Below are 23,440 nucleotides of genomic sequence, written 5' to 3' on the forward strand. Positions count from 1 at the left end.
GTTCAAGCCTAAAAAAAAGAGCGCTTTGGCGCTCTTTTTTTATCGCTGAAATAAACCCATCAGTGTGCCAAACAGCAAGCGACCACCTCGTTAAAATGATCGGTTAACAAGAGGGGTTGATGCACATCCAGCGGCTTATTCTGATGGTAACCATAGCTGACCGCGATGCGTGGCATACCAATGGTTTCCGCCGGTATTAAATCGTTGACTGAGTCGCCAACCATCATCGCTTCGCGGGTACTAATACCAAAACGATCACACAGAATTTGCAGACTTTGCGGGTCGGGTTTGGGACGGTCAACTTCATCGCCACACAGCACTTCGTCGAAGGCGTCGGCCAGTTCCAGTTGGCGTAAAAAAGGTTCGGTGTAGTGCGACGATTTGTTGGTCACGCAGGCGAGTTTTAAACCGGCCTTTCTTAATGCAGCCAGGCCTGTTCGCACGCCTGGATAACACACCGCATTACCCAACGTTTGTTCGTAGTAATGGCGAAACCGTTCGAGTGCCTGCTCGGATGGCAGATCCATAGCGCGAAATGCCAGCGCGCGTTCGATCAGTTTTTGCGGGCCGTTACCGACCCAGACACGCACCTGATCGTCGTTGCAAACCTCGCCACCCAGTTCCGCCAAAACGCCGTTCACTGCTTCGGTCAAACCCGGCACGCTGTCGACCAGCGTACCGTCCAGGTCGAACAAAACGGCCTTTAATGTCACAGCGAAAATCCGTAGCGATCCGCGAGGAAATAAGCGATGGCGTGGTCGGTGTTTTTGCCGATGGTTTGGGTCGCCATGGCTTTCAATTCGGGCAAACCATTTTCCATGGCGTAAGCTTCGTCGGCGCGTTCAAACATGGCGATGTCATTGTCGGAATCGCCAAAACAAATCAGCTTTTTAGCGCCGGTTTGCTCTTGTAAATATTTGACTGCGTCGCCTTTGGTGCCTTCGACATGATGAATATCGAGCCAGTAATAGCCGTCGTGATACATGTCCGAACCGGCATAGACTTGTACCCCGGGAATGTCGGCCAGTTCTTCAGCCATATAGAGCACGCGGGCGTTTTCGGTGAGTGCGAAAATGTTAAACACCGTGCCTTCAATGACGTTGAAATCGTTGTGGCGTTGGATGCTGATGGCCTGACTTTCCATATAACGCACCCAGCGTTGTTCGCGCTCATTATTGGAATCGCGTACCGCTGCGCCGATGCGGTTTTCGTCATTCAAAACATTGGCCATGGCGTTGATGCCGTGGGCGTCCAAACGTTTGCACACTTCGAGAAATTCGCTGCGATCGAGCGGGCGAGTATGAATAGAACGATCGTCGTTTAAGTCCCAGATCAATACGCCGTTTTTATACGCCTGCGGATGTTTAAAGCGCATGTCTGGCAGTGCTTCGCGGGCGCCCTGTGGCAGTCGACCCGTGGCGACGGTCCAGGCAATGCCCCGTTGATCGAGTTCGTGCAAGGCACGGCGGGTGACATCAGAAATACGTTCGTCGGCATCAATCAACGTACCGTCGAGATCAAACACCAATAATTCGTCCACGGAGGCTCCGTTCGTCAGTAAAAAGTTAACCGCACTGGGCGGCAGCAAGTTCGGCGCGCATTGCGCGGATCGGGTCGGCGTAGTCGTCGGCGCCGAAAATGGCACTGCCGGCAACAAAGGTATCGGCGCCGGCTTCGGCGATGGCGCGGATGTTGTCGACCTTGACGCCGCCGTCGACTTCCAGGCGAATATTGCGTTCGCTGGCGTCGATGAGCTCTCGGGCGTCGCGCAGTTTATCAAGCGCAGTGGGAATAAAGCTCTGGCCACCAAAGCCCGGGTTCACCGACATGATCAGCACCTGATCGATTTTATCCATTACGTAGTCGAGGTAGGTCAGCGGTGTGGCCGGGTTGAACACCAGGCCGGCGCGGCAGCCACCATCGCGTATCAGTTGCAGTGTGCGGTCGATGTGATCGCTGGCTTCCGGGTGGAACTGAATGGTGGTGGCACCCGCCTCAATAAAGTCGCCAATCAGCCGATCAACCGGAGACACCATCAGATGCACATCCAGCGGTGCCGTGACACCATAGTCACGCAACGCCCGGCAGAACATCGGGCCCATGGTCAGGTTGGGTACGTAATGGTTATCCATCACATCGAAATGTACCCAGTCGGCACCCGCGGCCAGAACGGCGGCGGTGTCCTCGCCCAGGCGAGCAAAATCGGCGGAGAGTATGGACGGCGCTATGACAAAATCTGACATCGGCAGGCGGTCTCTAGGCAGGCGGATTGCCCATTGTAGTGACGGCCGGGGGCAGGTCAAACGACGTCTGCTCGCCGGGCTGCTATTCACCCTGATTCCATGGCTGGCGGCCGCCGAAGCGCTGGATCAGGCTCGTCAGAATCACATGAATGATCTGGCCACCTATTACCGCAACGCTCTGCGCGGTGAGGAAGTGGTTGAACTGAGCGCCAGCGGCGAAACCTTCCTAGGCCTGTGGTTGGAGCAACGCACCGGTACGCCACAGGGTGGTATCTTGCTGTTGCACGATCAGGGTCATCAGGCCGATTGGGCGTTTCGTTTGCAACAGACGCGGTCTTATTTACCCGACGTGGGCTGGAATACGCTGTCGATCACGCTGCCAAGAACGCCGGATGATTTAACCGATGCCGATTACGATCGCCTGACCATGGCGCGGGTCAATGCAGGCGTACAGCGATTGATACAGGAAGGACAGTTTAACCTGGTGCTGCTGGGCTATGGCGAAGGGGCATACTGGGCCGCTCGTTACCTAGCCATGACCGGCGCGCCGCCAGAAAACTTTGGGTATGCCTTAATGATGGTGGATGCCACGCCCGACCGGGCCGACCTGCCGGATTTGATCGGCCAACTGGAGGTCCCGGTGCTCGACCTGATGTTCAACCGCGACAACTGGGCTAAGCGCAATGCCCGCGAACGCAAAGCCGAAGCCGCCCGCAACCAGCTGGAAAACTACCTGCTGATCGAAGACGCCCCAGATGGAACCTTTCTCGGTGAACCCAACCCCAGCCGGACCACCCGGCGTTTGTGGGGATGGCTGCGTTCCAACGCAGCCGGTCAGGAAGTCGATGTTAAGCAATAGAGCTGTGATATAGTTCACACACGAAAATGCGACTGATTGCTAACTTCAAAGCCAGGGTCGGTTGTTGAAATATTAGCCAAGCCGACATTGATGGCCGCGATGGCAGGAGACTCGGGATGAAACCCTCCGAAGCTGTAGTTCCGGAAACAGTTCCCGTTGGCGCCGAATGGAGCGCCGACAACACCAGCGATCTGCTGGTTCGGTTGGCCCAGGAAAAAGGACTGGGCAACCTGATGCAGCGCATTCTGCGCGAAGCGCGTGGTTTGACCGGTGCTGAGGGCGGCACCTTCTACCGCTTTATCGACGATGGCGACAACTCCCGTCTGGCGTTCTCCGTGGTTCACAATACCGTGCTCGGCATTGAGGCCATGATCAACGAAGGACAGGATCAAGGCTGGCCGCCGATTCAGTTGTACAAAGACGGCGAACCCAATCACCGCAATGTGGCTTCCCACGTTGGTCTGACCCGTCAGGCCGTGAACATTCCCGATGTCTACGACGCCGAGATGTTCGACTTTACCGGCACCCGCCATTTTGACGCGGCGCACGACTACCGTTCCCAGTCCATGCTGACGCTGCCGCTGCTCAACCATGAAGATGAAATCATCGGCGTGATGCAGCTGATCAACGCCCGCGACGCCGACGGCATCACCCGTCCGTTCTCGCCGGAAGATCAGGCCACCGTTCAGGCCATGGCCAAGTTTGCGGCCATCACGCTCGATAATCAGCTGCTGGTACAGAGCCACAAAGACTTGCTCGATGCCTTTATTCAGGCGTTGGCGCGCATCATTGACGTGCGTTCGGCACACACCTCGGCGCACTGTCAGCGCATTCCGGTACTCACCGAACTGATCGCTCAGGCGGCCTGCGAAGACACCGATGGCGTCTTCGCTGACTTCAACCTCAACGATGATGAATGGTACGAGCTGCACGTCGCGGCCTGGTTGCACGATTGCGGTAAGCTGGCGACCTCGGAAAACGTGCTGAACAAAGGTCGCAAACTGCAAAAACTGCACGACGGTTTTGAGTCGGTGCGTGCCCGCTTTGCCTCCGCCGTTGCTGTAGCGCAAAGCGACGACGAAAAAGCCGCGCTGCGCGACGATATGGAGTTCGTTGAACAGGTCAACCGTGGCGGTGAATTTATGTCCGACGAATACAAAGCCCGCATCGAACGCATCGCCACCGGCACCTGGCCGGATGCCTACGGCGAGCCGCGACCGCTGCTGACGGAAGACGAGGTGTACAACCTCAACATCACCCGCGGCACCATCAACAACGAAGAACGCGCCGAGATTAACCGTCATATCGACATCACCATCGACATTCTCGAAGGCCTGCCGTTCCCGCCGAAATTGCGCCGGGTACCGGAATACGCCGGTGGTCACCACGAACGCATGGATGGCAAAGGCTACCCGCGCGGCTTAACGCGCGACCAGCTGTCCATTCCTGCGAGAATGATGGGCGTCGCTGACATCTTCGAAGCCCTGACCGCCAAAGAGCGTCCCTACAAACCGCCGATGCCATTGAGCCAGGCGTTTACCATCCTGCGTCGCATGCGCGACGACAACCACATCGACGGCGACGTCTTTGAACTGTTCCTGCGCAGTGGTAAGTGGCGCAAGTATGCGCAAGATCATCTGCTGCCGGAGCAGGATGATATTGAAGATGTGGAGCCGTTCATAACGGGAGACGCCTGACGCTCAACGGAAGACGCTGGATAGCAAAAAGGCACCCAAGGGTGCCTTTTTTTTGTAGCGTGCGTTTAGCGTCTCCCGTCAAGCGTCTCCTGCCACCTCAGTGATAACGCAAGGTGGTGGATTTCCCCCAAAACACCCGATACGCATACACCGTATACGCCAGAATCAGCGGCAGTACGATGGCGACGCCGACGCCGATAAAGCGCAGTGAGGCTTCGGCGCTGGCGGCGTCGGTGGCGGTGATGCGGCCAGGGACGACCTCCGGGAAGAAGCTGTAAGCCAAGCCAAAGAAGCTCAGTACAAACAGGAAGGCCGTGGCGGCAAACGGCAGCCAGCAGCCGACGTCGCCACGCGTTGGCACCTGACGCAGATACTGGTCGGCTACGACAATCAGCACCAGACACATCAATGGAATCGGTACCAGCAGAATGACCGCCGGCAGCGTAAACCAGCGCTCGGCGACGGCCGGGCTGAGCAACGGATTCACAATGCTGATGGCGGCCAGACCAATGGCTGCCAGCCAACCGCAATAGCGCGACCAGCGCGCCGCCCGCACTTGCAGTTCACCTTCGGTTTTCATCACCAGCCAGGCGCCGCCGATGTAGGCGAAGGCGGCGGTGACGCACACCGCGCTCAAGGCGGCAAAACCGTAAGCGGTCGGACTGTCATCAAAACCGAGCACGTAGCGGCCGAGCATATAGCCTTGAGTTGCCGCGGAAATGATCGAGCCGGCTTTGAAGGCGTAGTCCCAAAAACGCCGGTGCCCGGTCACTGCCTTGGCACGAAAGTCGAAAGAGACGCCGCGCAGAATCAAACCCAGCATTAAAATGGCGGCGGGCAGATAGAGTTCGCGCAACACCAGCGAATGCGCTTCGGGAAAGGCGATCAGCAGAATGCCAACGGCCAGCACCAGCCAGGTTTCGTTGGCATCCCAGAACGGGCCAATGGAGGCAATCATGCCGTCGCGCTGGGTTTCGTTATCGAGCGGTAGCAAGACGCCAACGCCCAGGTCGTAGCCGTCGAGTACGGCATAAACCAGCACCGCCAGACCCATCAAAAACAAAAAGATATAGGGCAACCAGTCACCGGGAATCATGCGTTGGTCTCCTTGGTGTGATGGGTGTTGAGGTAATTAAAGTCGGTGGACATTTCATACTCTTCCACCTTGACCGATTTGCGCGCCATGTAGAACAGCGTCTGGATATAGGCGAACAGCAGGCCGGCATAGAGCAGCAGATACATGGTCAGCGACAGTCCGACCTGGCTGCCGGGCACCGTGGTTACAGCTTGGTCGGTGGTCAGGACGCCGGTTACCAGCCAGGGCTGGCGACCAATTTCAGTGACGTACCAGCCTGCCAGTGTGGCAATCCAGCCCGAGAAGGTCATGCCAATCAGCACACGTTGCAACCAGCGCGGTGGATCGGTGCGGTGGCTGGCTAAATGCCAGAAGGTGGTCCAGCTGACCAGCAACATCAAAATGCCCATGCCGACCATCACCCGGAACCCGAAGAACACGGGTTTAACCGGTGGGTGCATGCCTTCGAATTCGTTCAGGCCCGGAATTTCGCCGTCGGTCTGGTGCGTCAGAATCAGGCTGGCCATGTTGGGAATGCCGATCTCGAAATGGTTTTCCCGGTCTTCTTCATCCGGCCAGGCAAACAGCAACAGCGGTGCGCCGTGCTCGGTATCCCAAACGGCTTCCATCGCGGCCACTTTTTGTGGCTGATGCTCGAATGTGTTCAGGCCGTGCATATCGCCAACCACTATCTGCACCGGAATCAGCAGGGCGGCGACGGTCATTGAGGTTTTCAATGCGACGCGCGGTGCGTGTTTCACGTCGCCTTTAAAGATGCGGTAGGCGGAAATACCGGCGACCAGGAACGATGCGGTCAGACCGGAGGCGATCAGCATATGCGCCAGGCGATAGGGCATTGAGGGGTTAAAGATGATGGCAAGCCAGTCCAGCGGCATGGCCACACCGTCGATCATTTCGAAACCGTCGGGTGTGTGCATCCAGGAATTGAGCGCCAGAATCCAGAACGCGGACAGCGTGGTGCCGATGGCGACCAGGAACGTCGCCAGTGTATGCACCCAGTTCGGCACACGATGAATGCCGAACAACATGACACCCAGAAAGGTGGCTTCCATAAAGAAGGCGGTGAGCACTTCGTAACCGAGCAACGGCCCGGCGATGTTGCCGACGGTTTCCATGTAGCCCGGCCAGTTGGTGCCAAACTGAAAGCTCATAGTGATGCCAGACACCACGCCCAGGGCGAACGTCAGCGCGAAAATTTTCACCCAGAAGCGATAGACGCGCATCCACACTGGATGACTGGAAATATTGGAGCGGACTTTAAAATAGAACAGCAGCCAGGCCAGCGCGATGGTGATGGTGGGGAAGAGAATGTGAAAGCTGATGTTGGCGGCGAACTGGATGCGCGACAACATCAGAGTCTGGGCTAGATCGGCTTCCATGGAAGTCTCCGTCAGTCTTTACGGCCACCCGGACGAATCCGGTCCGTGAATTTGAGGACTCCGGTGCCCAGCGTCAGCAAACGCTTTAACTGGTCCGGGGTCAGGGTCTGTACTTCGTCGAACCCACGATTGAGCAACTCCAGCAGGTCATGCATTTCCTGCAACTGCTGGCGGGCATGAGTGGGCGGATCGTCTTCGTTACCATCGAGCAACTGGCTGCGTAACAAAGACAGAGTGGGGTCCATCTCGCGTTTTTTGCGTTCCGTCAGCACCTGCTGTGCCAGCTCCCAGATGTTGCCCGCGGCGACCAGATAATCCTTGCGGTCGCCCGGCTCGCGGTGGGTGCGCACCAGATGCCAGGCGTGCAGCTCTTTCGCTGCCATACTGACATTGCCGCGTGAAACTTTGAGCTCAGCGGCGATTTCGTCGGCCGCCAGTGGCCGATCGCTTAACACGATCAAAGCCAGCATCTGGCCGACGGTCCGGTTGAAGCCCCAGCGGCTGCCCATCTCGCCGAAATGAACGACGATGTTTTCCAGTTCGGGCGTCAAGTCAGCCTCGGTAGTTTCAGAAATTTCTGAAAGTTTAAAAACTTATGCCAAGAACGCCAAGTTTTTTGATGTAAATCAATGCATTCAGCGTCAGCCCGCGGTGGGGTCGGCGCGCATCTGCAATTCATAGAGGTGCTTATACAGGCCGTCTTCAGCGACCAGTTCGGTGTGGCTGCCCAGTTGTTGAATCTGTCCCTGATGCAGCACCACCAACTGGTCGGCGTCTTTTACCGTGCTCAGCCGATGCGCAATGGCGATGAGTGTAACCCGGCCGCGCAAGGTCATCAGTGACCGCTGTATCAATGCTTCGGTATGACTGTCGATGTTGGCGGTGGCTTCATCGAGAATCAGCACACTCGGTTTGCGCGCCAGCGTTCGCGCCAGGCTCAGCAGTTGGCGCTGGCCGCTGCTGAGGTTGCTGCCGCGTTCGGTGAGCATCGTCTGGTAGCCACCGGGCATGCGCATAATGCTGTCGTGCAACTGCGCCTGTTGAGCAGCATCGATGATGTCGCTGTCACTGAGCGGCAGTTCCAGGCGGATGTTGTCGGCGATGGTGCCGGCAAAAATAAACGGATCCTGCTGCACCAGACCTAAGCGTCGGCTGCGCTCGGCGGGGTCGAGCCGTTCCAATGGCACACCACCCACCAACACCTGACCGAATTGCAGCGGATAAAACCCCATCAGCAACGACATCAAGGTGCTCTTGCCCGAACCGGTGTGGCCGACAATGCCGATAAAATCGCCGGGGTTGATGCGCAGGTCGATGTCGCGCAGCACGGTATGACGACCGTCGTAGCTGAACACCTCGATATCGAACTGCACCGACGCGTTGTTGGGCACTTCCGGGTGTTTGGGCGCGCTTTCGATGGGTTCGTCGAGCAGTTGAAATACCCGATCGGCCGAGACCAGCGCCTGCTGGAACAGATTCAACCGAGAAATCATATCGACCATGGGTTCGGTCAGGTTGCCCAGATAATTCAGGAAGGCGTAGATCACCCCGACCTGAATGGCGCCGGTCGGGCTCAGGGCGTCCATACCGAAGGCATAGAGCAGCGCGGCGAGCACCGCCATATACAGCAAGTCGACCAGAGCTCTGAGCATGACGCCATCAATGACGATATTACGGATTTTGGCGCGGTAATGATCGGTCGAGGTTTTGCCAAAAGCCTTGCTGAACGCCGCCTGCTGATTCATCAGTTGAATGACGCTCATGCCCTGAATGCTTTCGCTGAGCCGGGCGTTGATGTCGCTGAGCAGAGTACGCACGCGCTGGAACACCGGCGTCGATAATTTGCTGTAGGCGAGCATGGCGATCACGATGCCGGGCACTAACGCTGCGCTGATCAACATCAGGTGCCAGTCGAGCAACGCCATGGCGATGAGAATGCCGACCATGCGAATGGCGTTTTGCACCACCACCGAGATGACGTTGACGTAGAGGTCTTTGATGGTCTCGGTATCGTTGGTGATGCGGCTGACCAGACTGCCCGTTGGCGTGCGATCGAAGAACGCCATCGGCAAACGAATCACCCGCGCGAACACTTGCTCACGAAGGGTCTGCACCACGTTCAGCGCGATTTCGTTAAAGCGAATCGCCTGTTGAAAAAAGGTCGCGGCCGACACCAGTTGAGCGGTGATGTAGGCCAGGACCAGCGCGACAATCGGACCGACCGTCCAATCGCGCGGTGTTAAATGCTGGTCGATAAACACCTTGATTAAATAAGGCCCGAGCACGTTGCCGGCGGTGGCGATCATCAACAACAGCACCGCTTGGGTCAGCAAGCGCCGGTAGGCCAGCCCGTATTTCAACAAGCGCAGGAAGGGACGGTTCATCGGCCATCCTCCACGGTGCGTTCAAGCTGTTGGTAATCGTAGGTGCGTTTGTACCAGCCGTTTTCTGCCAGTAATTGAGCGTGAGTACCGCGCTCCAGAACCCGTCCCTGATCGAGCACCAGAATCTCGTCGGCCTGTTCGACGGCGCTTAAGCGGTGGCAGGCAATCAAGGTGGTACGACCAGCGCGCGCTTGTTTTAAGTGCGCCAGGATGTGTTTTTCGGTGCCCAGATCGACCGCCGACAGCGCATCGTCGAGCACCAGAACCGGCGCATCGAGCAATAGCGCACGCGCCAGGGCGAGGCGTTGCTTCTGACCGCCGGACAGCGTCACACCCCGTTCGCCGACGCGGGTGGCGTACCCATCGGCAAAGCGTTGGATATCGTCGTGCACCTGCGCCAGTTTGGCGGCGGTTTCGATGTCGTCGACCGTCGCATCCGGTTTCGCCAGCGCGATGTTTTCAGCGACACTGGCGGAAAACAAAAACGGCGATTGCGGCACCACCGCCAGATGCCGACGCAGATTGGCGAGGCTGAATTCAGCCAACGGTTTGCCACCGAGTGTTAACGGCGCATCGGGGCTTTCTGACAATCGTAAGATCAGATCGATCAGCGAGGTTTTTCCGGAACCGGTGGCGCCGACCAGTCCGATTAACTGGCCCGGTTCGACGGTCAGTTTGATATTGCTCAGCACCGGAGGCAGATCTGGGGCGTGACGGAATTCGCGGATGGCAATGTCCAATGCTGGCGCAACTTGTTCGTCGAAGGTGCCGCTGTCTTTGATCGCCGGCTCAGTATCAAAAATTTCCTGGATGCGTTGGTACGCCGCTTGACCGCGCTCAACCAGATTGAGCATCCAGCCGACGGCGAACATCGGCCAGATCATAAAACCCAGATAGAGCGTGAAACTGGTCAGCTCACCAAGCGTCATTGAATCGTGCGCGATCAGCCAGGCGCCCCCGGCAACGCTTAAGAAAAACGAGGAACCAATGGCCAGCGAAATGGCCGGATCGTATTTGGAATCGGTGCGCGCCACGGCCTGGTTGGCTTCATTCGCTTCACGGGCGATAGCGTTAAAACCGGCGTCTTCAACATGTTCACGGCCGAAGGCACGAATCAATCGAATGCCCGCCAGGCTTTCCTGAACGCGGTCGTTCAAGTCGCTGAAACGCGCCTGAGCAATGTGGAAAGACGCCTGCATTTCCTGACCAAAACGCCACATAAAATAACCGACAATTGGCCAGGGCAGCAGCGCCACCAGCGTCAGTTGCCAACTGATTTGGGTGGTCAAAACGATGAGCACGAGCAAGCCGGTGAGCGCGCCATCGAACAACGCCAGCACGGCTTCGCCAGCGGTCATTTCCACGGCTTGGATATCGTTGGTGGCGCGCGCCATCAGATCGCCGGTTTTGTGTTCGGCAAAGAACGACGGCGGTTGCAACGTCAGGTGTTGATAGAGGTCCTGGCGCAGTCGGTTGGCGAGTGCAAAGCTGGCACCAAAGAGCGCCACGCGCCAAACCACACGCAGCGTATAACTGACCAACGCGACAGCGAGCACGATGCCAACATTCATTAATAGCTGGCTGCGCGTCAGGCTGCCATCGGCAATGGCATCGACTACCCGGCCGGTGATCCAGGGCGGCACCAGGACCGCCAGACCAACGATGATCAGCGCCAGCACCGCTATTCCATAACGACGCCATTCTTCGCGGAAAAACCAACGTAAATGCCAGAAGACCGACACCCTGCCTCCCTTGAGCGAGCCGACCAAACAGAAGGCGGGCAGCATAGTGAAGGCCGGGCGAAAACACCAGACGGGTGACGTCGAGGGATGTCAGCGAAAGCGGCGGCGTAATTGGCCCGGCGTTTCACCGCGATATTTGCGAAACAGCCGATTGAAGTTGGCCAGGTTGGTAAAGCCGGCCTGTTCGGCGACCAGGGCAATTGGTTGGGTATGGCTGATCAGTTCTGCGCAGGCATGGCCGAGCCGGACCTGGGTCAGATAGTGATGCACGCTCTGTTTCATATGGCGGCGGAAAAACCGGCTCAGCGTCGCCGGGCTCATATGGGCGAAGCTGGCCAGTTCGGCCAAGGATAACGGCTCGGCAAAACGCTGGTGAATCCGCTCAAGCAGAGCGCTGAGCTGTTGCTGGTCTGACGGGGTCGGGCGATTGGCCGCGAAGTTGGGTGAGGCCAGCGTATGACTTGGCGCCTCCAGTAATTGATCCAGAATGCTGAGCAAACCGGCCAACCGTTCGCGCGGTGTGGCGTCGATGAGGGTTTCGAATTGTGGCAACAGTCGGTCACTTAAAGCGGCATCAAAAACCAGGCCCTGGCGTGCCCGCTTCAGTAACTCGGGCAATGGCCGGTATTCGGCAAAACCGTCACTGAGCGTTTGCACCCAATCCTGACTGAACCAGAGCACAAAGGCGGTGTGCGGTTGGTTTGCATCGGGCCGCGCCAATGACTGCCAGGAATGCGGCAGGTTGGGGCCGATCAAGGCCAGATCGCCAGACTGATAGTCACTCAGATGATCGCCAACAAAACGCTTGCCGGTACTGTTCAACGTCAGCGTCAGTTCGTATTCGGGATGGAAGTGCCACTCGAACGGCAACGCATCCAGCTGGCGATAAAAGAATCGCCAGGACGCGTCAGCCGGCGGTTCAATGTGTTCATGAAAGGCGCGCATGACGATGCATATAAACCTAACTGAAGCTCAATAATGATCGGAAAGTATCATTTTTTGCGTGTTTTGGATAACACCGCGGTTGTCAGCCGACCAGAATAGTCACTCCAACAAAAACAAGACGAGGAGACGGCATGAGTTCACAAGCCTCCACATCGGGTCAGCCGCAGAACCGCTACGGCTTTGGCGACAACGCACCGGGCAACAATTCCATTGCCAACACCGGTGACGTCCCGTTGCGCGAACTGCAAAAACAGAAGCCGCTGCGCGTGCTCAGCGAAGCCGATTTTGCGCACTGGCAGACTTACGGTTACGTCATTGTGCCGAACGCCATTGACGACGATGCCATTGAACGCACGCGCCAGCTGCTGTGGGAATTCCAGGAAATGGATCCGAACGACCGTCGCACCTGGTACCAGGATCAGCGTCGCGATCACGCCATGATCGAACTGAATAATTCCGGCATGGTGGAGTGTTACAACCACCCGCAGCTTTGGGCCAACCGTCAGTCGCCGCGCATCTACGATGCCTTTGTGGATATCTGGGATCGCGAGGATCTGTGGGTCACCATCGACCGCGCTAACCTCAATCCGCCGAATACCCAACAGCGCGCCTTCAGCGGTTTTATTCACTGGGACGCCAACACCACGCTCGACCCCTTGCCGATCAATGTACAGGGCGTGCTGGCGCTGAGTGATACCGATGACGATACCGGTGGCTTCCAGTGTGTGCCGGAATTGTTCCGCGATTTCGATGACTGGCGCGCCCGCCAACCGGCCGATCGTGATCCGTACCAGCCGGAACTGGCTGACTTGAAACCGAGGTCGATTCCACTGCGCGCGGGCGATTTATTGATCTTCAACTCACTGCTGGCGCACGGCATTCGACCGAATCATTCCGACCGCGTACGGATGGCGCAATACATCGCCATGGTGCCGGCCGATGAAGACAACACTGAAATCCGCGACTGGCGCATCCGCTCCTGGCGCGACCGCGAACCGCCACAGGGTTATGCCTTTCCGGGTGATCCACGCGAGTGGGAAAAGAAGCGTTACGGTCGGGCGGAGTTGACCGAGTTGGGGTCGAGGTTGCTTGGGCTTAGTAACTGGCGGTGATGGGGGGACGCAACGACAAAAACCAGCCGGTCGCTGCTATCCAGCGTTTTCCGGGCGCCGCCAACGGCGCCCTAATAATCCTCACTCCAGTTCAACTCCAGCCCACCCGAGCCATACTGGCCATTGGTATACAACTCCAGACTGACCTGGGGCGTGACCTGGAATTGCAGTCGGCCAGAAAAGCTTTGCTCGGTGCGCACGCCCGACTCGACCTGCAAATAGAGTTGGTCTGACAGGTACTTGCCCGCCTGCACGTTGACCGCCGTTTCGCCGGCTTCATTGGTGTTGCTGTCGAGTGACAGCGAATCCAGACCGAGCAGTTCGCGGGTGGTGCCGAACAGGTCCAGACCGGAATTCGGATCGCGCAAACTGTTCAAGGCCGTGGCCAGCTGGAAGGCTTGAACCGCGGTCATTTCGTTCAGCGTGGTGCCGAACAAGAGCCGGGCCAGCAATTCGTCGTTCGCCAGCGGTGGCGACGAGGTCAGTGTCAGGTTCAGTTTGTCCTGGGTGCCGGTGATGTGCAGTTCCACGTCCAGCTCTGGGTTGGAATAGGTGGCGGTGATATCGAGAAAAATCTGACTGCCCTGAACCTGAATCGTACCGTCGGTGATTTGGAAGATTTTGCCGAAGGCGGTGTAGGTTCCGCGAATGACTTCGAAACGACCGCCCACACTCGGGCTGGCTAATTCATCGGTCAGATCCAGTTCACCGGACAGTTCGGCTTCCAGTCCCTGACCGTAAATCTGCGCACGGCGATCGGCCCGCAGGCGTACCTGCCATTGACCTTGAGGTGCCAGCAAACGAGGTTCGGCATCGTCCTCTTCGTCGTCCGCCTCACTGTCGCCATTGCTGCGTACCACGTTCAGGCTGGGCGCGCCGCTTTGCAGCAGTGAATTCAGCTGAATGGTCAATGGCGAGACTTCGACGTTGCCCGCAGCGGTCAGATCGCGCCAGGGGCCGGTCACACTGACTTCGCCGCTGACACTGGCGTCCATATCGGCGCGGCGCAGCAAGTGCGCGTTGCGGGTGTTCATCGCCAGGTCGAGTTCGGGCATCCACCACACAGCGCGGTCTTCCGGCCACACTACCGTTCCACCGAGTTCCACCCGGCCGCCGCCGTCATCGGACGCGTTCAGCTCCAGTTGCAAGGTGCGGTTGTTGGCGCTGAGGTTGCCGTTCATGTCCGACAGCACAGCGCCGTAAGTGGCGTTTTCGTAACGACCGTCCGCCAAGCTGACTTCGCCGCTCCATTGCGGCCGGGACAGGCTGCCTTCAATGCTCAACCGGCCTTCGAGGTCGCCGGTGAAATCCTGATCGGGGCGTCCCTGGAAGAAGGGGTCGAAAACCGTGGAGTCGGTATCAAAATGCAGTTCGGCATTGAACGGACGGTCGGTCGGTTCGCCTTGCCAGTCGCTCAGCGCGGTTTGGGCGGTCTGTACAGAGACGCTTAAACGTTGGGTATCTTCTTCGCTCAGCTGAGCGCTGAGCCGGTGTTCGCCGTCTTCGGTGCTCAGATTAAGATTCATCGTCAGCGGCCAACGATCGGAGCGCCAATCGAAACGGGCGCTGACCATCGGCTCTTCGGCGGTGCCACTTACTTCGAAGCCGCCTTCTAACTCGCCGCTCCACTCCGGTCGATTGGCCAGCCAGTAGCGGCTGTCGGTGATGTTCACCTCGCCGTTCAGAGTCAGCTCTTCCATCGAGCCCGACCCGCTGATCATTAATCGACCGGCGCTGCCCAGATCGGCTTCGGCCTGCTGCAGTTGCCAGTCGTCGCGGCGGCCCTGGCCATTCAGATTGATGCGCCAGTCGGTGGGGTTGGTCAGCCCAATGCTGGCAGGTTGCCAGCGGCCGGCGCCCTGCAATTGCAGGTCGAGTTCCGGGTCTTCCAGTGTGCCAGTGACGCCCAGGTCGGCGTTGAGCTGACCCGTCACGCCGGCTTCCAATGGCACACCCAAGGCGCGCAATTGTGCGATGCTGAGATTGGCCACACTCAGTTCACCATCCATCTCATCGCCGCGGCTGTTCAATAGCCCGTCCAGGTGGGTATCACCCCAGTTCAGACTGAGGCTGTGGCCGAGTTCGTTGGCCCATTCACCCTGGCCGCGCCAGTTCAGTTGAAAGCCTTCATTGCGATAGCGACCACCGGCGGTTAATTCGCCATCGAGCGTTAACTGTGGCCAGCGACCCTGGGCGTTGAGCTGGCCGGAGGCTTCACCGGTCAGGGTTGAAAACGACTGACTGATGCCCTCGGGCATCCAGGGTTCAACGCGTGCCCAATCGAGATTGTTCAGCTCCGCTTGCAGGTCGATGGCTTTATCGGTCCAGTCTAACCGGCCCGCGAGCGTGAGCCGGGCGTTGCCGGAGCGCAACTGAAACTGTTCGATGTCTGCTGCTGCAACACGGGCTTGTGTCAGGTCGGCATCCAGTTGCAAAGGCGTGCGGTCGATGGCGCCGTCAAAGCTCACTCGGGTATTGGATAACTGCGGCCGCAACAGGTCGCCGCTGATTTGCCCCTGGGCGTTGGCGGTGCCGCTGAGCTGCTCCCAGGGGTCGGGCAGCGACAGGGGCAGCGATTGCAGTTGTGCCATCGTCAACTGGCTGACGTCGAACGCGCCTTCGAGTGCTGGCGTGAAGGGTTCCACCCAGCCTTTGTAGTGCACTTCGGCGTCGCCCCAGTGCAGACCGGCGTGATTGATCTGCCAGCGGTCGCGTTGCTGGGCCTGAACATCAAGATCGGCGCTGAGCGGCAAATCCTGCCAGTCGCCCGTTAACACCAGGTCAGACACCAGTCGCGGATGCGTCCAAGGCCCGATCAGTCTGAGCTGACCGTCAATCTGTCCGCTTAATTCATCCAGCAGCGTCGGCCACGGCGGTGTGAAGGGGCGAATGCTCGCCAGTCTAATGCCTTGCGGAGTGGCGTTCAGATCCAGAGTGCGTTGTTGCCAATGAACCTGGCCGGATAAACCGGTCTGGGCGTCGCCCAGGGACAGCCGACTGTCAGCCAGTGTGACTTGATGCAGGTTCAACCGTTCAACCGCGATGTCGCCGTTCAGCGACTGATCTTGCCATTGGCCATTCAGTTCCACCGTGCCGGTGGCGTCGGGGTTTCGCAACGCACCACTCCAGCTGAGCTGACCGTTTACCTGCCAGTCGTGATCGCCGGGTAAGGCGGCGCCGAAGACGGGCAACCAGTCGGAGTGGACATCGGTGAAGCGGCTGTCGGCGCGCAAAGTCGCATCGCGAAAGTTGATGTTCAGGTCGCCGGTCACGCCGCCCAGATCGGAATCGAGCTGGACATCGGCCAGGGTCAGTTGCGTGCGCGTTAACCGGACGGGCGTCTGTAATTGCAGGCCTTGGTCTTTGTAGGCGCCGTCGGCGCTGACCTCAGCGGTCAATACCGGCTGGCGCAGCGGGCCATTGATGCTGCCATTCACCTCCGCGTCGGTAATGTGAATGTTGCTGGGCCAGGCTGGGACCCAGTAACGCCAATGACGATCGGCGAGGCCTTCGCCTTCAAAGGTAAGATCGAGGCGTTGGCCAACCCAGTCGACGCGACCCATTACGCTTAACTCGGCTGGCCCCCATTGGGCGTCAAATTCATCGAGGGTGATGGCGTTGCGGGTGGCGCTGGAACGGGTGTTGATGTGCAGGGTTTCGTCTTGCCACTGACCGTCGAATGCCGCATTGCCGGCAAAACGCGGTGCGCGCCAACCGCCGGTTAAGCGGCCGTCTATCGACAGGGCGCCATCCAGACCGGTTATGGGTAACCAGGGTTGCACCAGCGCCAGCGGTAAGGCGTCGGCATTCAGGTTGAGGTCGGCGCGGTCGGCCTGGACGAAACCGTGCAGCCGCGCCGGCTGGCCGTCAGCGCTGAGTTCGAATTCCGAGAAAAACAGCCGGCCGTTGTTTGGATTCAGACTGATGCCGCCTTCGGCGCGCAGTGATTGTTCGCGCCAGGGCAACGACAGGGTGTCGATGCGAGCCTGGAGCTGGCCTTGGTTCTGGCTCAGTTCCAGGTCCCAGTGACCGATTAAATCTTGTTCCAGTGGCCATTCGAAAGCTTGCGCCCAGGCGCTGTCAGCCGGCGCGTTTAAGCGGCCCTGGATGCGCAGGGCATCGACGGCATCCACATTCACATCGACGATGAGCGCGCTCTGGCTGCCCTCGCTGAGTATTAATTCCAGGCGGGCAGGCCAGCTGCCCCAGTTGATGGCCAGCTCGCCAACCGCCGTGGCTTGCAGCGCGGGCAGGCTGGGGTGTTCAACGCTCAGGCCTTGAATGACTAACTGATCCAGTCGTGCGGAGGGCAGTTGCGACCAAAGCGCGGAGACATCCGGGATGCCGCCACTCGATTCGTCGGGTTCGGATGCCTCGGTCTGGGGAATTGTCACGTCGAGACGATCAGCCGTGAGTTCGTCAATCCACAGTCGCCGTTGCCACAGATAACGAGGCCGCCATTGCAGGCTCAGGTTTTCGGCGTCCACCGCCACACCATCGCTGCCGGTTTGCCAACTCAGTTGCTCAAACCGCCAATCGCCAATCTCCGGTGCACGCGCGCCTTCGGTTTGCAGACTGAACGGCGTGACGCGAGGCAGCCAGTGCTCAACCTGACCGAGCAACGTCAATCGGCCACTTTCGCTGGCCAGCAGCCAGGCGATGACGAGAATCAACGTCAGCAACAGGCCCAGCAGGCTGCCCAGGCCAATCATCCAGGCGCGCGCCGCGCCTTTGCGCAATCGCCAGGCCATCAGAACGATTGCCCCAGGCTGATGTAGAGCTGGTAATTTGGATCGTCTTCACGCTGATCCAACGGCATGGCGACATCGATGCGAATGGGCGCGAATCGGGTGAAATAGCGCACACCAATGCCCGCGCCGCTGAACCACTGTTGGCTGTTATCGGTCGGGTCCCAGCTTTCACTGACGCTGGCGGTATCGGCGAACAGCACCAACCCCCAGTTGTCGCTCAGGTTGCCGCGCAGCTCCAGGCTGCCTTGCCATTGTTGAGTGCCACTGTTTTCGCTGCCGTTGAGACCGATGGAGCGGTAGGGATAGCCGCGCACCGAGCCGCCGCCGCCAGCCAATAGGCGATCCGAGGGTGGTGCGGTGTCGAGATCAGCGCTGTCACGCAGCGGCCATAACGAGGTCCACTCTATGCGGGTGGCAATTACCAGATCGTCGCCAGCCGGGGTAAAGCCTGACCAGCCCAGCGTACCGATCCAGAACGGGTCGCTTGAGCCCGACAGACTCCACACCTGTTCGGCGCCGACGTTATAGCGCATGCCGTCAACGGGGTTGAGGCTGCCGGCTGAACCGTCGTATTCGTACGCCAGCGGTACCCGCGCCAGGCTGAAGGTTTCCCAATCATCGCCCACCCGTTCGTCACTGTGGCGGTAGGCTAAGCCGTAGCTGTAGGTGTCACGGCTGGAGGCCTGGCGGTCGATGGTGGCGCGGCTTTCGTAGATGTAATACTCCTCGTTGTCGGGCGTCTCATGCGTCACGGTGTTGTTAACCGTGAGGGTGTTCCGGGCTTCGAGAAAGCCCGGCAGCGTCAGTTTCACATTGGCGCTTTGCCGCTCTTCTTGCAGGCTGGTGCCCAGTTCCAGCCATTGAGCGCGATGCGCCAGGTTGCGGTGTTCCCAACCCAGTGTCAGACCGAAGCCTTGATCGGTATCCCAACCGACACCGGCACGAATGGTCCGTGGAGAGCGCTTGATCACCTCAAAGGTGACATTGACCTGGCCCGCATCATCGCGCGTCAGTGAGCGGCGCACGGTGGCAAAGAGTTGAGTCTGGTAGAGGTTGATGACGGCTTGGTCGATGTCGGCGCGGCGGAAGCAGGCACCGGTATCCAGATCGGTTTGCCGACGCAGATACGCCTGGCTGATGTCGTCTGCACCTTTAAATTGAATGTCGCCGATGCGCGATGGCTGACTGGCGTTCACCCGATAACGCACCCGTCCACCGGATTCGCCGGGCACCAGGCGCACCTCGTGACTGACCGATAACTGAAAGTAACAGCCCTGATCATCGACAATGGATTGCAGGCTGGATTGATCCGACAGAATGGTTTCAGCATCCAGCGGTTCGCCTTCGCGGGCTTGTGGCCAGTCGTTGGGCGGTTCGACGGTCACGCCCTGGATATCGACCGATAAGACTTCATAGCGCGGTCCGGTATCAATGCGATAGCTGAGCCGTTCACCGCTGTCGGTCTCTTCCACTCGATGCAAAATTTCGGCGTCGTAGTAACCGCGTGAATCGAGCCATTGAATCATACGCTGGCGTTCGCCTTGGGCCAGACGGTTGGAGCGCGGGGCCAGGTTGATGGCGCGCAGGGAATCGCGATACTGGCGCAGCTGATCGAGCAATTCGCCTTCCAGGCTGCGGTTTTTCGGAGACAGAGTCAGATCGGAGCGACCGATACGCGGTAACTCTTCTGCGTCGGCCAGACTGGCCATCATTAGCAGCGCGACGCCGAGAACGGTCGCCAGGAAACGTAAGGCTGTAATGATTGACCCCTTTTGCGGTAACAATGTGTGGTGCTCTGTCGTGTTGCCAGCTTGCCTGAACCCGGCCTGAAGACAACGTATATAGCGCTGGCGGGTGTATTTATTCCAATAGAGCATTTCACCCAACCTAACTATAACTTTAGAATGCCCGGCTTTGGTCAGCTTTCACTGACTGCCATGGATAAATAGTATCCGCCGACGCGATAGAGGCACCCCATGAAACGAGATAAGCAACGTGTTGAAGGCGAAACCTGGAGCGAGGAGCATCTGGCGGAATATTTGGGTTTCAAAACATACGACGGCACCGACCCGGATTTCCATTGCCTTTACCGCGCTTATACCCGCATGAACGAAACAACGTTTGAACGGTTCGTTCAGTTGTTTCGCGATCAGGGCCGTAACCTTCAGGCCACGAACCTGGAAGGCAAAACACTGACCGACATCATCCAACAGCATCGCCAGTCCGAAGACTACGTGAAAGTGCTGCGCGGCGAAGCGATTCGCTAAAGATCCTGCAAGGCGGCCAGCACTTCATCCAAACGCTGGGCGCCGATCACCGTCATACCCTCAATCGATTTTTTCGGCATGTTGGCCTTGGGCATGATGGCCTTCTTAAAGCCATGCTTGGCCGCTTCCGATAAGCGCTCCTGACCGTTAGGTACCGGTCGCAATTCGCCATTCAAACCCAGCTCACCGAACACCACCCAATCTCTCGGTAAGGGTTTATCGCGCAAGCTCGACAGCACCGCCAGCAGCGTGGCCAGGTCGGCGCTGGTTTCGGTGACGCGCACGCCGCCCACCACGTTCAAAAACACATCCTGATCGCCGGTGAAGACGCCCCCGTGACGATTCAATATTGCCAGAATCAAACTCAGTCGGTTGGTATCCAGACCCACCGCAATGCGCCGCGGATGGCCCATGCTGGTGCCGTCGACCAACGCCTGCAGTTCAATGAGCAGCGGCCGGGTGCCTTCCCAAACCACCGTAACCACGGAACCCGGCGCTTCTTCGCTGCCTTGATTCAAAAAGATCGACGAGGGGTTTTTCACCTCTTTCAAACCGGAATCGAGCATCGCAAAAACGCCCAGTTCGTTGACCGCGCCGAACCGGTTTTTAATGGCGCGCAAGGTGCGGAAACGACTGTCGCCCGAGCTTTCCAGCATCACCGACGCATCGATCATATGCTCCAGCACTTTCGGCCCGGCCAGGCTGCCATCTTTCGTCACGTGTCCGACGATGATCAGTATTGTACCGGTCTGTTTGGCAAAGCGTGTCAGCCAGGCAGCCGACTCGCGCACCTGCGACACTGAACCGGGTGCCGATTCGACATCCGGCGCGTGCATCACCTGAATGGAGTCGATGACCAGAATTTTCGGCGCGACCTCTTTGGCCGTTTCAGTGATGCTCGCTACAGAGGTTTCGGCCAGAATCGACAGGTCATCCATCGGCAAGTTCAGGCGTTTGGCACGCAGCGCAATCTGTTGCACCGACTCTTCGCCCGAAACATAAAGCACCGGCAACTGCCGCGCCAGGTGACACAGCGTCTGCAGCAGCAACGTCGATTTGCCGGCGCCGGGATGCCCCCCGATCAACACCGCGCTGCCACCCACCAGACCACCACCGAGCACGCGATCAAATTCGCTCATGCCGGTGGCGATGCGCGCCTGTTCGGCCAGATCGACATCGGACAGTTTCTGAATGCGCGAACGCGAACCGGCAAAGCCATCGCGGTTATCGGTGAAGTTGGGTTGGCGCGCTGCTGCGCCGGTGGCCTCACGAAATTCTTTGAGCGTGTTCCAGGCTTTGCATTCAGTGCACTGGCCCTGCCATTTGGAATAGTCGGCGCCGCATTCGCTGCAGACGAATTGAACTTTGCTTTTGGCCAAGAAAGGATGCCTCTGACGGTGCTGCGAAAAAGGAAACAGTTTGACACAGCCCATGGCGCTCATAAACGTTGATGGCTTGCCAGCGCATCCGCGCTGCTGGATCATTCCCTTTTATTTGAACGAGATATCATCATGGATTGGACGCAACTGCTGACCACTGAACGCTACGGCCATCAGGCCATCGACGCCGAAGAGCTGGGTCGCAGCCATTTCCATAAAGACCACGATCGCATCGTCTTCTCCAGCGCCTTTCGCAAACTTGGCGGCAAGACGCAGGTGCATCCGCTGGCAAAGAACGATCATGTGCATAATCGCCTGATCCACAGCCTGGAAGTGGGCAGCGTTGGTCGCAGCCTGGGCATTCGGGTGGGTGAGCGCATTCGCGATCAATTACCCGCTTTTATCGAACCGGATGATCTGGGCGTGATCGTACAAAGCGCCTGTCTGGCGCACGACATTGGCAACCCGCCCTTTGGTCACGCCGGCGAATACGCCATTCAGGATTGGTTTAAACAACCGGAAAATGACTATTTATTAGCACCGCTGTCCGATGCGACACGCCGCGATTTAACCCATTTTGAAGGCAACGCTCAGGGTTTTCGCATCGTCGCCCAGGTGGAATACCACCTCGGTCGCGGCGGCTTGCGGCTGACCTATCCAACGCTCGGCGCCTCGATCAAATATCCCTGGACGGCCGCAGGCGCAAACGCCAAAGGCAAGTTCAGTTGCTTTGAGCCGGAGCGGCCCATTCTGCACAAACTGGCGGCGCAATTGGGGCTGGTACCGCGCGGAGAGTACGGTTTTGCGCGTCACCCGCTGAGTTATCTGATGGAGGCGGCTGACGATATCTGTTACGCCTTAATCGATCTGGAAGACGCTGTTGAATTGCACATCCTCGATTTCGAAGAGGTGCGCGATGTATTTCAGAGCATTCAAGGCAGTGCCGATCTGGATTTGGATGGCGGCGACAACGGCGTCTCATCCGGCCGTCAATTGGCAGCGCTGCGTGGCAAAACCATCGGTGTGATTGTCGATGCGGTGGTCGATGCCTTTATCCAACAACAGGACGCCATTCTCGCCGGCACCTTCGAAGGTGACCTCATTGCCAGTTGCCCGCCGCGTATTCAAGAAGGCATTCAGCGCGCCAAGACGCTGGCCTACACCAAGGTCTTTCTCGACACCCAGAAAACAGAAACCGAGATTGGCGCCTACGCTGTGTTGAGCACCTTGTTGCAGGCCTTTATCACCGCCGGTTTCGAGTTGCACAACAAAGGCGACCACGGCCAACTCAGTTACCGGGCCAAACGCGTTTTCGACTTGATGGGCGATGAAGCACCGACTGCGCAAAGCTCGCTGGAGACGATATATCACCGCGTGATTGATCACATCGCCGGTATGACCGACAACTACGCCAGTTACCTGGCGCGGCAGATTGGTGGACCGTCGCAGCCGCATTTTGTGTGAGTTGCTCTAAAGGGGGAATGCCGCGTTCGATGCGGTGTAAGCCGTATTGAAAGTAATTATCATTATTGACTCTTGACGGTGAGGCGTTAGAGTTGCTGCGGTTATCGCACTCACACTCATTC

Annotated in this window: 17 protein-coding genes; 5 read left to right on the top strand and 12 right to left on the bottom strand. The window is 58.4% G+C overall.

Annotation, left to right across the window (positions count from 1 at the left end; all coding sequences use genetic code 11):
- Nucleotides 1–59 precede the first annotated feature (59 nt).
- From gph to rpe, 3 genes are read right to left on the bottom strand one after another with little or no spacing between them, the layout of a single operon-like run.
- Nucleotides 60–713 carry a phosphoglycolate phosphatase gene (gph, locus tag BGP77_RS06705; RefSeq protein WP_158269296.1) on the bottom strand — a complete coding sequence of 218 codons (654 nt, stop codon included), beginning with the start codon at nt 711–713 and terminating at the stop codon, nt 60–62.
- Nucleotides 710–1,540: an HAD-IIB family hydrolase gene (locus BGP77_RS06710; protein ID WP_158269297.1), complete on the bottom strand. Its 831-nt coding sequence runs from the start codon at nt 1,538–1,540 to the stop codon at nt 710–712. Before BGP77_RS06710 ends, gph begins: the two co-directional genes overlap by 4 nt.
- Nucleotides 1,541–1,565: 25 nt before the next feature.
- The gene (gene rpe / locus BGP77_RS06715) at nt 1,566–2,243 is read right to left on the bottom strand and encodes a ribulose-phosphate 3-epimerase (RefSeq protein ID WP_108164385.1); all 678 of its coding nucleotides are present in this window, start codon (nt 2,241–2,243) and stop codon (nt 1,566–1,568) included.
- Here rpe and BGP77_RS06720 point away from each other — a divergent pair.
- The gene (locus tag BGP77_RS06720; protein ID WP_158269298.1) at nt 2,227–3,102 is read left to right on the top strand and encodes a DUF3530 family protein; all 876 of its coding nucleotides are present in this window, start codon (nt 2,227–2,229) and stop codon (nt 3,100–3,102) included. The genes rpe and BGP77_RS06720 overlap by 17 nt on opposite strands.
- Nucleotides 3,103–3,218: 116 nt before the next feature.
- The gene (locus BGP77_RS06725) at nt 3,219–4,799 is read left to right on the top strand and encodes an HD-GYP domain-containing protein (protein WP_108163944.1); all 1,581 of its coding nucleotides are present in this window, start codon (nt 3,219–3,221) and stop codon (nt 4,797–4,799) included.
- A gap of 97 nt (nt 4,800–4,896) precedes the next feature.
- Here the strand turns inward: BGP77_RS06725 and BGP77_RS06730 are convergent, their stop codons facing one another.
- The 6 genes from BGP77_RS06730 to BGP77_RS06755 all read right to left on the bottom strand — a co-directional run bounded on the left by BGP77_RS06730 (nt 4,897) and on the right by BGP77_RS06755 (nt 12,345).
- Nucleotides 4,897–5,895: a cytochrome d ubiquinol oxidase subunit II gene (locus BGP77_RS06730; RefSeq protein ID WP_108163945.1), complete on the bottom strand. Its 999-nt coding sequence runs from the start codon at nt 5,893–5,895 to the stop codon at nt 4,897–4,899.
- Nucleotides 5,892–7,274 (bottom strand): cytochrome ubiquinol oxidase subunit I, encoded by a 1,383-nt coding sequence (locus BGP77_RS06735; protein WP_108163946.1) that lies wholly within the window; start codon nt 7,272–7,274, stop codon nt 5,892–5,894. Before BGP77_RS06735 ends, BGP77_RS06730 begins: the two co-directional genes overlap by 4 nt.
- 11 nt (nt 7,275–7,285) lie before the next feature.
- Nucleotides 7,286–7,825, bottom strand: a complete 540-nt coding sequence (locus tag BGP77_RS06740) for a GbsR/MarR family transcriptional regulator (RefSeq protein ID WP_233252317.1) — start codon at nt 7,823–7,825, stop codon at nt 7,286–7,288.
- A gap of 90 nt (nt 7,826–7,915) precedes the next feature.
- A complete protein-coding gene (locus BGP77_RS06745; protein ID WP_108163947.1) occupies nt 7,916–9,658 on the bottom strand; it encodes an ABC transporter ATP-binding protein in 1,743 nt (580 codons plus the stop codon).
- A complete protein-coding gene (locus BGP77_RS06750; RefSeq protein WP_108163948.1) occupies nt 9,655–11,400 on the bottom strand; it encodes an ABC transporter transmembrane domain-containing protein in 1,746 nt (581 codons plus the stop codon). Before BGP77_RS06750 ends, BGP77_RS06745 begins: the two co-directional genes overlap by 4 nt.
- Nucleotides 11,401–11,490: 90 nt before the next feature.
- Nucleotides 11,491–12,345: an AraC family transcriptional regulator gene (locus tag BGP77_RS06755; protein WP_108163949.1), complete on the bottom strand. Its 855-nt coding sequence runs from the start codon at nt 12,343–12,345 to the stop codon at nt 11,491–11,493.
- Nucleotides 12,346–12,476: 131 nt separating this feature from the next.
- Here BGP77_RS06755 and BGP77_RS06760 point away from each other — a divergent pair, with 131 nt between their 5' ends.
- Nucleotides 12,477–13,457, top strand: a complete 981-nt coding sequence (locus tag BGP77_RS06760; protein ID WP_108163950.1) for a phytanoyl-CoA dioxygenase family protein — start codon at nt 12,477–12,479, stop codon at nt 13,455–13,457.
- A 71-nt stretch (nt 13,458–13,528) separates the two neighbouring features.
- Here BGP77_RS06760 and BGP77_RS06765 read toward each other — a convergent pair whose 3' ends face one another.
- Together BGP77_RS06765 and BGP77_RS06770 are read right to left on the bottom strand one after the other, a co-directional pair.
- Nucleotides 13,529–18,208 carry a translocation/assembly module TamB domain-containing protein gene (locus tag BGP77_RS06765; protein ID WP_108163951.1) on the bottom strand — a complete coding sequence of 1,560 codons (4,680 nt, stop codon included), beginning with the start codon at nt 18,206–18,208 and terminating at the stop codon, nt 13,529–13,531.
- Nucleotides 18,208–19,920 carry an autotransporter assembly complex family protein gene (locus BGP77_RS06770; protein ID WP_158269299.1) on the bottom strand — a complete coding sequence of 571 codons (1,713 nt, stop codon included), beginning with the start codon at nt 19,918–19,920 and terminating at the stop codon, nt 18,208–18,210. The genes BGP77_RS06765 and BGP77_RS06770 overlap by 1 nt, the downstream gene beginning before the upstream one ends.
- Nucleotides 19,921–20,184: 264 nt before the next feature.
- Here BGP77_RS06770 and BGP77_RS06775 point away from each other — a divergent pair, with 264 nt between their 5' ends.
- On the top strand, nt 20,185–20,475 hold the full coding sequence (locus BGP77_RS06775; RefSeq protein ID WP_108163953.1) for a PA4642 family protein: 291 nt from the start codon (nt 20,185–20,187) through the stop codon (nt 20,473–20,475).
- Here the strand turns inward: BGP77_RS06775 and radA are convergent.
- Nucleotides 20,472–21,854 carry a DNA repair protein RadA gene (gene radA / locus BGP77_RS06780; RefSeq protein ID WP_108164387.1) on the bottom strand — a complete coding sequence of 461 codons (1,383 nt, stop codon included), beginning with the start codon at nt 21,852–21,854 and terminating at the stop codon, nt 20,472–20,474. The two genes, BGP77_RS06775 and radA, sit on opposite strands and share 4 nt — an antisense overlap.
- Nucleotides 21,855–21,986: 132 nt before the next feature.
- On the opposite strand from radA, the gene BGP77_RS06785 reads away from it, so the two are divergent.
- On the top strand, nt 21,987–23,318 hold the full coding sequence (locus tag BGP77_RS06785; RefSeq protein ID WP_108163954.1) for a deoxyguanosinetriphosphate triphosphohydrolase: 1,332 nt from the start codon (nt 21,987–21,989) through the stop codon (nt 23,316–23,318).
- Nucleotides 23,319–23,440 lie beyond the last annotated feature (122 nt).

The organism is Saccharospirillum sp. MSK14-1, from assembly GCF_003054965.1.
GTDB lineage: Bacteria > Pseudomonadota > Gammaproteobacteria > Pseudomonadales > Natronospirillaceae > Saccharospirillum.